The 12,162-nt window shown below is 60.8% G+C and carries 7 protein-coding genes; 6 read left to right on the top strand and 1 reads right to left on the bottom strand.

All coding sequences use genetic code 11. From position 1 onward, the window contains the following. Window positions 1-12 precede the first annotated feature (12 nt). The 5 genes from etfB to ACODTO_RS13665 all read left to right on the top strand — a co-directional run bounded on the left by etfB (window position 13) and on the right by ACODTO_RS13665 (window position 9,303). Complete coding sequence (etfB, locus tag ACODTO_RS13645; protein ID WP_175362373.1) at window positions 13-783, top strand: electron transfer flavoprotein subunit beta; 771 nt, start codon at window positions 13-15, stop codon at window positions 781-783. Window positions 784-981: 198 nt separating this feature from the next. Continuing rightward, on the top strand, window positions 982-1,548 hold the full coding sequence (locus ACODTO_RS13650; RefSeq protein ID WP_139640724.1) for a GNAT family N-acetyltransferase: 567 nt from the start codon (window positions 982-984) through the stop codon (window positions 1,546-1,548). A 1,038-nt stretch (window positions 1,549-2,586) separates the two neighbouring features. After that, entirely contained in the window at window positions 2,587-6,039 is a 3,453-nt protein-coding gene (locus tag ACODTO_RS13655; RefSeq protein WP_139640722.1) for a GMC oxidoreductase, read from the top strand. 123 nt (window positions 6,040-6,162) lie between these two features. Continuing rightward, a complete protein-coding gene (locus ACODTO_RS13660) occupies window positions 6,163-8,031 on the top strand; it encodes a c-type cytochrome (RefSeq protein ID WP_175362376.1) in 1,869 nt (622 codons plus the stop codon). Window positions 8,032-8,058: 27 nt separating this feature from the next. After that, window positions 8,059-9,303 carry a metallophosphoesterase family protein gene (locus tag ACODTO_RS13665; protein ID WP_175384755.1) on the top strand — a complete coding sequence of 415 codons (1,245 nt, stop codon included), beginning with the start codon at window positions 8,059-8,061 and terminating at the stop codon, window positions 9,301-9,303. Between the two features lie 107 nt (window positions 9,304-9,410). Here ACODTO_RS13665 and gbcA read toward each other — a convergent pair whose 3' ends face one another. Then, window positions 9,411-10,706 carry a glycine-betaine demethylase subunit GbcA gene (gbcA, locus tag ACODTO_RS13670; protein ID WP_139640716.1) on the bottom strand — a complete coding sequence of 432 codons (1,296 nt, stop codon included), beginning with the start codon at window positions 10,704-10,706 and terminating at the stop codon, window positions 9,411-9,413. A gap of 283 nt (window positions 10,707-10,989) precedes the next feature. Here gbcA and gbcB point away from each other — a divergent pair, with 283 nt between their 5' ends. Beyond that, window positions 10,990-12,090 carry a glycine-betaine demethylase subunit GbcB gene (gene gbcB / locus ACODTO_RS13675; RefSeq protein ID WP_139640714.1) on the top strand — a complete coding sequence of 367 codons (1,101 nt, stop codon included), beginning with the start codon at window positions 10,990-10,992 and terminating at the stop codon, window positions 12,088-12,090. The last annotated feature ends 72 nt before the right edge of the window (window positions 12,091-12,162 follow it).

Consider the following 12,162-nt stretch of genomic DNA (forward strand, 5'->3'; position numbering starts at 1 on the left):
AAGGATTCAACCATGAGTACTCAAGTGATCAGCCTGGTGTCCATCGGCGCGCACCCCACCTCCGGTCGGCCCCGGCGCGCCGAGCAGGACGCCCGCGCCGTGGAGCTGGGCCTGCAACTGGCCGGTAACGACCTGCAAGTGCTGCACGCGGGCGACGTGGCCGAGCCGGCCCTGCGTGCCTACCTGGGCATGGGGCTGGACGAATTGCATGTGCTGGAAAACCCTGTGGGTGCCGATGCGCTGCCAGCACTGACCGACTATCTGCGCGACGCCGGTGCTCAGGTGGTGCTGACCGGTAGCCAGGCGGAAACCGGCGAAGGCTCAGGCATGCTGCCGTTCCTGCTGGCGGAAAACCTCGGTTGGCCGCTGGTGGTGGGCCTGGCCCAGGTCGAGTCTCTCGACAATGGCGTGGCCCTGGTGCTGCAAGCCCTGCCTCGCGGGCAGCGTCGGCGCCTGAAAGTGCGCCTGCCATTCCTGGCCACTGTGGATAACGCTGCGCCGAAACCACGGCAAAGCGCCTACGGCCCGGCGCGGCGCGGCGCGTTGCACGCTGAAGAAGTGGAAGTGATCGACGACGCTCTGCTGGCGGTGGCGACCCTGCAGCCGGCCAAACCACGCCCCAAGCGCTTGAAAGTCATCAAGGCCAAGAGCGGCGCCGACCGCATGAAAGCCGCCACGGCCAAGGCCAGCGGCGGAGGCGGGCAAGTGCTCAAGGGCCTGAGCCCGGAGGCCGGTGCCGAGGCGATTCTCAAGCTGTTGGTGGAGGAAGGGGTGGTTCGCTAACCCCACATCCCCGCAAAACCCCATGTGGGAGCGAGCCTGCTCGCGATGGCTGGGTATTAGGTGACACTGTTGTCGCGGATACGCCGCTATCGCGAGCAGGCTCGCTCCCACAAGGGATTCGGGTTTACCCACAACTCACGTGTGCGCCTCTGTGGATAAGCCAAAAAAGGCGTCTGATAGCTATTGGAATCCCCTTTCATGGACATTGTATTTCGTCCGGCTTTACCCGCGGATACGCCCGAGATTGCTCGCTTGTTCCAGATTTCCTCCGAAGGTGCTTCCGATTACATCTGGAGCCAGCTGGCGGAGCCTGGACAGGATCTCGTGGAGGTGGGCGCAACTCGCTACGCACGTGAGGATGTTGATTTCTCCTACCAGAACTGCGTCATTGCGGAGGCTGAGGGGCGGGTCATCGGGATGATGCACTGCTATGTGATGCGTCATGATCCGCTGGCGACTCCGGTTACGGATCCGGTCCTGGCGCCCTACGCTGATATGGAAATTCCCGATACGCTCTATATATCGAGCCTGGCGCTGCATGAAGGTTGGCGTAACAAGGGGTTGGGCGTGCGCTTCCTCGAGCTGGCGCAGCAGCGGGCCGTTGAATTGAAGCTCAAGGGGTTGAGCCTGATCGACTACGCTGCGAACACCGGCGCCCGGCGTTTCTATGAGCGCCATGGCTTTGGTATTGTTAAAACCTGTCGGATTGTCCCGCACCCGATGATTCGGGTAACGGGAGAAGCGTATCTGATGTATCGGCCCTGACCGCTGCAGGATGGAACTCGTGGGAAACGAGCGGCTTCTTCACAGGAGTTTGGTGGTTACTCACAATTGCTGTACACCGTCTTGTGGATAACCTGTTCGTCCCTTGCCATACCCCTTGCCAATCAAGCCCTCCAAGGCTTCGCTCAAAAAGTGATCAGTCCAACCCACGGTTTTTATTGGTTTTTTTGACCAATGAGGAAAGACTGATCCACATTTTTGCCCCCAATACTTGTTGGTGCCTCTGTGGATAAGATGTTCGCTATCCTCTGCAAGCCACGCGAGACGGGCTTTTCGCTCGGTTGATCATTAAATGATCAATTTGTCTTCTGGATTGGAAAATTGCTCGAAAAACCTTTATTTACAGGGCCTGGCAACGCTTTTCCACAAGACGTCAAAATTACCCCCAAACACTGTTGGCGCTTCTGTGGATAAGGTGTTCGCTTCCAGCTGTAGGCCTTATGGATAAGGGCCTACAGGCATTTGTTCAAAAAATAACCGATATGACAGAAAAACCTTCTTTATGCATAAGCCACGGTTTTTCATGGCTTTATCCCCAAGAACTGTCTTGCCAAGGTGTACTTGTCCCCATTAACTGTGGGTGGTCATGTGGATAACTTGTTTGCGAAAGGCTCCAGACCCCGGCGGGCATAGTCCGAAACGCGATAGATCAAATTTCATACAGTTCTAAGGAACTGCCTTGACGCGTGGCGGTCGTGTGTCTTCACTCCAAACCACAAGGACTCAGCGTTTTTATCCACATCCGGTTCAGGGAGAGCACAGGATGGATAGCCGACACCCTCACGCGTACCTCCCCTCATCGGTGAATTGCACCCCGACGCCGCCCATGTTGTTGCCCCGACGCATTCGTCGTCGCGCCGCTAACCAGCGTGCGCGTCAATAGCGTTCCCCCGCACCTCGTTTCCTCCGTAACACCGTTGACTGCCGCGCGTACCTCCAGGGGACAGCGGCCAGGCGTCTGTACGCCTTGGATTTACAGGCAACCGCAGAGTTGCCCCTTCTGCCTGAGAGGACTTGGACATGACACGGATCTCGACCCCCATCAGTGATATCAAGGAGCATTACGACGTTATCGTCATCGGCTCCGGTTATGGCGGCGGTATTGCCGCTTCACGGCTGTCCCGGGCCGGGCGCAAGGTGTGTCTGCTGGAGCGGGGCCGGGAGATGCAACCCGGCGAATACCCCAACACCATGCTGGCGGCCACGGAAGAGTTGCAGGTGCATGACCCGGACGGGCACATCGGCTCGCGCACCGGGATGTTCGACCTGCACGTCAATGCTCAACAGAACGTGGTGGTGGGCTGTGGTCTGGGCGGTACTTCGCTGATCAACGCCAACGTCGCGCTGGAGCCGGAGCCCGGCGTGTTCGAGGATCCACGCTGGCCGTTGGCGGTGCGTGAACACCGTGACACGCTGCTCAAGGAGGGTTACGAGCGCGCTCGCGAAATGCTCAAGCCCAACCCTTACCCGGCCTCGGAGCCGAATCTGCCCAAGCTCGACGCCCACAAGAAGTCGGCTGATTACCTCAAGCAAGGCGCGCATTTCTACAAACCTCCCATCAACGTCACGTTCGACAGGCTGCCTAACAACCTCAACCACGTCGGCGTCGAACAATTACCGTGCAACGGCTGTGGCGACTGCGTCTCCGGGTGTAACAACAAGGCCAAGAACACCACGCTGATGAATTACCTGCCGGATGCCTGGAACCACGGCGCGGAAATTTTCTGCCAGGCCGAGGTGCGGCACCTGGAGCGCGACGGCAACGGTTGGATCGTGCACTTCCAGTACCTGGACAGCGGCCGCGAACTGTTCTCGGCGCCGACACTGTTCGTGCGGGCCGACATCGTGGTGGTGTCCGCCGGCACCCTGGGTTCCACCGAGATCATGCTGCGCTCCCGGGACAAGGGCTTGTCGATGTCCAGTCAGCTGGGTGAGAACATGAGCGGTAATGGCGACATCCTCGGGTTCGGCCACAACTGCGATCAGACTATCAACGGCATCGGTTTCGGTGCCCATTCGGCCAAGGAACTGGAGCCGGTGGGGCCGTGCATCACCTCGGTCATCGACATGCGCACCGAGGGCGACTGGCGCAGCCGCATGGTCATCGAGGAAGGCTCGATTCCCGGCGCGCTCGGCCGGCCGATGGTGCCGAGCATGGCGGCGTTCGCCGAAATGATCGGCGTGCCCACCGACACCGGCTTCGGCGCCAGCCTCAAATACAAGGGGCGGGAAGCCGAAAGCTTCTTGCGCGGCCCGTATCACGGCGCGCTGCATAACATGCAAACCTACCTGATCATGAGCCACGACAACGGCAAGGGCCGCATGGTGCTCGACAGCAAGGACCAGTTGCGCATCGACTGGCCCGGTGTCGGCGAACAGGAGAACGTCACCCTCGGCAATGAGCGTCTGCACCAGAGTACCAAGGCGCTGGGAGGGATCTGGGTCGAAAACCCGATCTGGACCAAGTTGCTCAAGCACAGCATTGTCTCGGTCCACCCTCTGGGTGGTTGCGTGATGGGCGAAGACGCGACGCAAGGCGTGGTCAACCACAAGGGCCAGGTGTTCAGTGGCGCCAGCGGCACGGATGTCTATCCCGGCCTGTACGTGGCCGACGGTGCGGTGATTCCGACTTCCCTGGCGGTAAACCCACTGCTGACCATTTCGGCTGTGAGCGAGCGCAACATGGGGCTGCTGGCGGCGGATCGCGGCTGGTTGATCGATTACACATTGCCTTCGGCCCCGCGCAAGTCGGTGGCAGCGCCCACCCTCGGCGTGCAGTTCACCGAAACCATGACGGGCTATTTCTCCACGGCCTTCACCCAGGCCCAAGGCACCGATCTCACGCTTTACGAAGCGGCAGCCAAACGCGGAAAAACCGACAACTCGACCATCGAGTTCACTCTGACCATCACCGCCGATGACCTCAATCGGATGATCAAGGAGCCGGAACACGCCGCCACGCTGGTGGGGACTCTGGATGCTCCCATGCTTTCGCCACAGCCGCTGGTCGCCAGTAACGGCGTATTCAACCTGTTCGAGCAATACCAGGAGCAGGTGGGCGTGCGGCACATGAACTACGACATGAAGCTGACCGCCGAGGACGGCAGCGATTATTACTTCAGTGCCTTCAAGACCGTGCCCGAGGACAATGGCGTGCTGAACATCTGGCATGACACCAGCACCCTCTATGTCACCCTCTATCGCGGGCCGGACAAGACCGGCGCGGTACTCGGCTCGGGGGTGATGCACATCCTGCCGGCGGACTTCGCCAAGCAGATGACCACCATGAAGGTGCTCAACGCCCGCAATGAACGCGAGCGGGTCGAGGCCCTGGCGCGGTTCGGCAAGTTCTTTGCCGGCATCCTGTGGGAGAGCTACGGTGGGGTGTTCGCCGGCGATATCTACTTCAACCCGGATGCGCCACCGCGGATCAAGCGGCCGCTGGACGCACCGGCACCGACCGTGCATTTCTTCGAAACCGAAGACAACGTCCAACTGCGTTTGACCCGCTATCAGGCGGGCAGCAAGGGCCCGGTAATGCTGGTTCACGGCCTGGGCGTGGGCTCGAACATCTTCTCCACCGATACCATTCACACCAACTTGCTGGAGTACCTGTGCAAGCACGAGTACGACGTCTGGTTACTGGACCTGCGGGTGAGCATCCTGCTGCCCGCCAGCAAGCATGAGTGGAACGGCGACCAGGTGGCCCAGTACGACTTCAAGGCGGCCATCGAACAGATCCAGCAGGCGACCCTCGCCCGCGACGTGCAATGCGTGGTGCATTGCTACGGTGCGACGACCTTCTTCATGTCGATGCTGGCAGGGTTGCAAGGCGTGCGCTCGGTGGTCTGCTCGCAGATTGCCGCCGATACGGTGGTCGCCACTGCCACCGGCCTGAAGGCTGGCCTGCACCTGCCGGGCATGCTCGACGCCATTGGCATCAAGTCCCTTACCGCCTACGCCGACACCAAGGAGAACTGGTTCAACAAACTCTATGACAAAGCGCTGAACGGCTATGCCCGGATCGAAGCCCAGGGCTACTGCACCAACCCGGTCTGCCATCGCATCACTTTCATGTATGCGTCGCTGTACCGCCACGACACTCTCAACGAAACCCTGCACGACAACCTGCATGAACTGTTCGGCGAATCGAACATGCACACCTTCGAGCACCTGGCGCTGATCGTGCGCAAGGGGCATCTGGTGGACTTCAAGGGCAATGATGTCTACATGCCGCATTTCGATCGGTTGAAATTGCCGATCTGCTTCATCAGCGGCGCCGACAACCAGTGCTACTTGCCGCAAAGCACCCTCAAGACCTATGAGCGGCTGTGCGACATGCATGGTCCGCAACTGTTCAGCCGCCACGAGGTACCGGGCTACGGTCATATCGACTGCATCTTCGGCAAGGATGCGGTGATGGACGTGTATCCAATCATCCTCCAGCACTTGGAGAAGACCGCGCTCGGCTAGCCGGGATCGTTCCCACGCTCTGCGTGGGAATGCCGCCACGGACGCTCCGCGTCCGCTTTTATGACGCAGAGCGTCATGGGATGCATGCCCACGCAGAGCGTGGGCACGATCTGGGGAAATGCTATGAACACTTACATCCGCTGGTACCAACGCATCATCTGGGTCGGGATTGTCATGAACATGTTCTTCGCGATTCCGGCGCTGTTCGCGCCGGCATTGTTGACGTCCATGCTTGGCCTGCCGCCTGTGCTGTCCGATCCCTGGCTGGAAAACACCGGCATGTTGCTGGTGGGGATCAGCCTGTTCTACATGCCCTCGGGGTTCAATGCGCCGCGTTTCGTGGTGAATTCGTGGTTGTGCGTGCTCTCGCGGCTGGTGGCGGTGGTGTTCTGGATCTACCTGATCAACACCAACAACCAGGGCTCGTTGTTCGTTCCAATGCTGGTGGGTGACCTGAGCATGTTCCTGATACTGGGCGTGCTGCTGTACCTGGGCAGCCCGGTTGCCCATCGCCCGCTGGCCTTGCTCTGTACGGGGTGCCGGGAGTGGCGTGAAGGCTGGACGCGGCACTGGCACAGTCCGCGCTTCAGGACCGGTGTGCTGGTCGTGGTACTGGTGCTGGGCTTCATCGGTTACCAGACCTGGTACCAGATGATCCGCGAAGTCCCGCAACCGGACTTCGCTTCCGACGAAGACCACTACAAGTACGCGGCCATCGGCCTCGGTATCGAGGCGCGGATTCCCTACTACCTGTTCGCCGTGCTGCCGCAGATGTGCCCGGAAAAGATGCCCAAGCCGGGTGGCTACGAAGTATTCGGTTTCCTCTATGAAAACGGTAAGGACCTGCCCATCGGCATGGCCAAGCGACAACTGGGCTACCCCACCGTGGAGCCGAACTGCGCCCTGTGCCATACCGGCTCATACCGGGCCAACGCCACCGACGTAGCGGTTCCGGTCGCCACCGCGCCGGCCAATACCTTGCAACTGCAAGCCTTCCAGTGGTTTGCCTACGATTGTGCCAGCGACCCGAAATTCACCCCCGATGCGATCATGGCCGCGATCAACGGCAAGTTCCAACTGGGCTTTTTCGAGAAGCTGTACAACCGCTACCTGATCATCCCGATGGCCAAGAGCGCGCTGCTCAAGCAGAAGCAGGCCTACGCCTGGCAGAAACTGCGCCCGGCCCAGGGCCCCGGGCGGACCGACACCTTCAACCCGACCAAAATGGTGGTGTTCGGCTTCCCGGACGACTCGACCATCGGCACTGTGGATCTGCCGCAGGTCTGGAACCAGAAGCCTCGCGAGTCGATGTACCTGCACTGGGACGGCAATAACAACAACATTCACGAGCGCAACTACGCCGCCGCCATGGCCGTGGGCGCGACGCCGGAGTCGGTGCTGCCGCCCAGCTTCAACCGGGTGACCAACTGGTTGCTGGGGCACAAGGCGCCGGCCTGGCCGTTCGCCCTGGATCAGGCGAAGGTGGCCCAGGGCAAACCGATCTGGGAGAAGAACTGTGCCGGTTGCCACGACTTCGGTCGTACCGACACGGGCCAGGTCACCACCAACATCGACCAGTTGGGCACCGATCCCCATCGCCTGAATTCCTTCACCACCGGGTTGGTGACGGCGTTCCACGGCTTCAAGAAGCCGCCATTCGATTTCAACGCTTACCGCAAGACCCAAAGCTACAGCAACACCCCCACCGACGGCGTCTGGTTGCGGGCGCCGTACCTGCACAACGGCTCGGTGCCGACCTTGTGGGACCTGTTGCTGCCGCCGGAGCAGCGTCCGCAAGTGTTCTACACCGGCTCCGATATCTACGACCCGCAGAAGGTCGGCTTTATCACCAGCGGCGCGCAGATGAAGGCGTCGGCGGATTTCAAATACGACACCCGCCTGGAAGGCAACCACAACGGCGGTCACCTGTATGGCACGCAGCTGTCGGACACCGACAAACGGGCCCTGATCGAATTCATGAAGACCCTGTAGCCCAGGGCACTGCGAAGGAGCGTCCGCATGTCATTACTGCACCATTGGGAACATGAGATCGATAAGGTCAAGGTCCGCCTGCATGGGTTGGTCACACGGCTGGAGATGTCCTGGAAAAAACTCGTCAACGACCTGGAGCCCGAGGAGTTCGAGGCTATCGTCAAGCTGTTGCAACGGGGCCACGACCAGGCCCGGCACGTGATCGAGCATGGCGACCTGCCGGACGACGAACCGGCGGTGCCGTGGGAGTTGGCCCACGGCCTGTCGATCCTGAAGATCGGCAACGCCAAGCCCTTGCCGCAAAGCGAGGACGAATTGCCGACCCGGGTGCTCAAGGACGGCACCTTGCTGGGCTGCCGCAAATGGGAATTGCTGGACTTGCTGTGGAGCGAGGCGCTGCTCAAGTGGATCGAGAATCTGCGCCACCACGCGACGTTCGGCACCACGCCGGCACTGGTGAAAATGGACAGCGACGTGGTGCTGGCCATCGCTGGCGACTGGGGTACCGGACCGTTCGACAGCCACGCCCCGGCGGTGGCGGTGGCCAATCAGATGCAACTGGCCCAGGCTGATTTCACCATTCACCTGGGGGATGTCTACTACGCCGGTTCACATTCCCAGGAAGACGTCGACATGGTCGGCTGGCCCCAGGGCAAGCATGGCTCGTTCACTCTCAATTCCAACCACGAGATGTACAGCGGCGCCCATGGTTATTTCAAGGAGCTGGCCAAGCGTTTTCCGGGACAGCAGGGCACCAGCTACTTCGCCTTGTACAACGACGACTGGCTGGTGGTCGGCCTCGACAGCGCCTACGCCTCGGATGCCATGAACCTGTACATGGACGGCACGCTCAACAGCCAGCAGATCGACTGGATGAAAAGCCTGCCCAAGCGCAAGAAGCTGATGGTGCTCAGTCATCACCAGGGGTTCGACATTTCCGGGCACAACAAGACCGCGCTATACCAACCGGTGTGCGATGCGCTGGGGCGTGAGCCGGACTATTGGTACTGGGGCCATCTGCACAACGGCATCTGCTACGCCACCCAAGGCGGGTTGCACGCGCGTTGCGCCGGGCATGGGGCGATTCCCTATGGCACCACCAGCGAGCTGAATGGGCATGCGCGGATATTGTGGTCGGAGACGGAACTGGCCGGGGATGAGGTGTATCCGGAGCGGGTGCTGAACGGGTATGTGAAGGTGCGGCTGGTGGGCGAGAACATCGAAGAGACGTTCTACGGGGAGGATGGCTCGGTGCGGTGGTCTTCGAAGTAATAGGTTGATAGTCAGGCCGCTATCGCGAGCAGGCTCGCTCCCACAGGGGATCTTTGGCGGACCGAAGATCGAATGTGGGAGCGAGCCTGCTCGCGATGCTTTTTGCCTTAGGCCTGGACCTTGATGCCCTTGAGGTACGGTGCAGGCTCGGCGCCCAGGTTGTTCAGCATGCGGCCGCTGTACCAGTCCACGAAGTTAACCACACCGAACTCATAGGTCTTGGAGTATGGGCCCGGCTGGTAGGCGGTGGAGTTGATGCCGCGCTGGTTTTCTTCGGCCAGGCGACGGTCCTGGTCGTTGGTGGCGTCCCAGACTTCGCGCATGCGCGCCACGTCGTAGTCCACGCCTTCGACCGCGTCCTTGTGCACGATCCACTTGGTGGTGACCATGGTTTCCTGGGCGCTGATCGGCCACACGGTGAACACGATGATGTGGTCGCCCATGCAGTGGTTCCACGAGTGCGGCAGGTGCAGGATACGCATCGAGCCCAGGTCCGGGTTCTTGATGCGGCCCATCAGCTTGGCGCAGCCCTGCTTGCCGTCCATGGTCATCGAGACGGTGCCCTTGAGCAGCGGCATGCGCACGATGCGGTTACGCAGGCCGAAGCTGGCGTGGGCGTAAGGGATCTTCTCGGCTTCCCAGGCGGCGGCGGAAGCGGCCACGTGGTCCTTGAACGCCTGGTCGGCGCGCGGGTCGGTGACGTCGTCCCATTCCAGCAGGGTCTTGAGCAGTTCCGGGTGCGAACCGCCACAGTGGTAGCACTCGCGGTTGTTTTCCAGCACCAGTTTCCAGTTGGCCTTCTCCATCAAGGTGGTTTGCACCGCCACCTTGGTGTTTTCCATGTCATAGGGTTCCATGTAATGGCTCAGGGTCGACAGGAAATCATCGATGGCCGGCGGGTTCTCCGCCAGACTGATGAAGATGTAGCCACCGGCGGTCTTCACGTTCACAGGCTTGAGGCCGTATTCCTTCATGTCGAAGTCGGCGCCCATTTCGGTGCCGGCGAACAGCAGGCGACCGTCCAGCTCGTAGGTCCACTGGTGATAATGGCAGACCAGCTTGGCAACCTTGCCCTTGTCGCTGGTGCACAGGCGTGAACCACGGTGGCGGCAGACGTTGTGGAAAGCGTGAACCACACCGTCGGCGCCGCGGATCACGATGATCGGGTTCTTGCCCACTTGCAGGGTCAGGTAGTTGCCCTTGGTCGGTATCTCGCAGGTCATGCCGGCGATCAGCCATTCCTTCTGGAAGATCTCCTGCATGTCGATGTCGAACAGGCGCTCGTCGCTATAGAATGGCTGCGGCAGCGAATAGGTACGCTCGCGTTCCTGTAGCATCTGCACGGTGGCCTTGCGTGCGGGTTCCAGTGGATCGCCCAGGCTCAGGGTTGTGGTCACGTCCATCGTTGTATCCTCATGGCCATCTGTGTGGCCGGCGAAATATGGCTAATCGGTTGTGCTACGCAAGGCAGAAAACGTTGTTTGTCTGTTGGGGCGAGTGTGGGGCCGCGCCAGGCTGGAACCTTATCCATGGGCGACATGGCCCAATCTGTTCCCGACGCGCCAGAGCCGGTAGTTAGGGGCTGGTCGCGATAAGTATGTGAATGTCGCAGATAGGTAAATGGCCGTTCTGGCGCCTGCGCACAATCGCCACCATGAAGGCCGGCAGTCGGCCGTGGAGATCAACATGTCCAATAATTTCCTGAACCCGGTCACCACCCAGACCTGGGCCAATGGCCGACATATCGTACGTTGCGTCAAAGTCATCCAGGAAACCTGGGATGTGCGCACATTCTGCTTCATGGCTGACCAGCCGATCATGTTCTTTTTCAAGCCCGGGCAGTTCGTCACCCTGGAGCTGGAAATCGAAGGCCAGCAGATCATGCGCTCCTACACCATTTCCAGCTCGCCGTCGGTGCCCTACAGCTTTTCGGTGACCATCAAGCGTGTGCCAGGGGGCAAGGTCTCCAATTGGCTGCACGACACCCTGCACGAAGGTCAGGAACTGGCGGTGCACGGGCCGGTAGGGCTGTTCAATGCCATCGACTTCTCCAGCCCGAAGGTGCTCTACCTCAGCGGCGGCGTCGGCATCACCCCGGTCATGTCCATGGCGCGCTGGTACTACGATACCAACGGCAACGTCGACATGGTGTTCATCCATAGCGCCCGTTCGCCCAAAGACATCATCTATCACCGCGAGCTGGAGCACATGGCGTCGCGGATCGACAACTTCAGCCTGCACCTGATCTGTGAAAAACATGGCCTGGGCGAACCCTGGGCCGGCTATCGCGGCTACCTGAACCACAAGATGCTGGAGCTGATGGCGCCAGACTTCATGGAGCGCGAAGTGTTCTGCTGCGGCCCGACGCCGTACATGAACGCGGTCAAGCGCCTGCTGGAAGCCGCCGGCTTCGACATGAAGCGTTACCACGAGGAGTCCTTCGGCGCCACGCCACCGGAAGCCCGTGCCGACGCGGTGGAACAGGCTGAGCAAGCCGCCGACGCCCCTGAGGTCGATGCGGCGGACCTGCACCTGGTGGAATTCACCTCCTCCGGCAAGAGCATCCGCGTGGCACCGGGCGAAACCGTCCACGCCGCCGCCGCCAAGCTCGGCATGATGATCCCCAAGGCCTGCGGCATGGGCATCTGCGGCACCTGCAAGGTGTTGAAGCTGGGTGGGGAAGTGGAGATGGACCACAACGGCGGGATCACCGAGGACGACGAAGCCGAAGGCTACATCCTGTCGTGCTGCAGCGTGCCGAAGGGAGATGTGCGGATCGAGTTCTGATCCGGAACATCCAGGTCTTCCTGCTGATCGTTCCCACGCTCTGCGTGGGAATGCCGCCAGGGACGCTCCGCG

This window comes from Pseudomonas sp. FG13 (genome assembly GCF_057809755.1).

What these genes read in the sequence shown, in the direction of transcription:
- etfB (WP_175362373.1), top strand. Translation starts at nt 13, where the DNA reads ATGAGTACTCAAGTGATCAGCCTGGTGTCCATCGGCGCGCACCCCACC.
- ACODTO_RS13650 (WP_139640724.1), top strand. Translation starts at nt 982, where the DNA reads ATGGACATTGTATTTCGTCCGGCTTTACCCGCGGATACGCCCGAGATT.
- ACODTO_RS13655 (WP_139640722.1), top strand. Translation starts at nt 2,587, where the DNA reads ATGACACGGATCTCGACCCCCATCAGTGATATCAAGGAGCATTACGAC.
- ACODTO_RS13660 (WP_175362376.1), top strand. Translation starts at nt 6,163, where the DNA reads ATGAACACTTACATCCGCTGGTACCAACGCATCATCTGGGTCGGGATT.
- ACODTO_RS13665 (WP_175384755.1), top strand. Translation starts at nt 8,059, where the DNA reads ATGTCATTACTGCACCATTGGGAACATGAGATCGATAAGGTCAAGGTC.
- gbcA (WP_139640716.1), bottom strand. Translation starts at nt 10,706, where the DNA reads ATGGACGTGACCACAACCCTGAGCCTGGGCGATCCACTGGAACCCGCA.
- gbcB (WP_139640714.1), top strand. Translation starts at nt 10,990, where the DNA reads ATGTCCAATAATTTCCTGAACCCGGTCACCACCCAGACCTGGGCCAAT.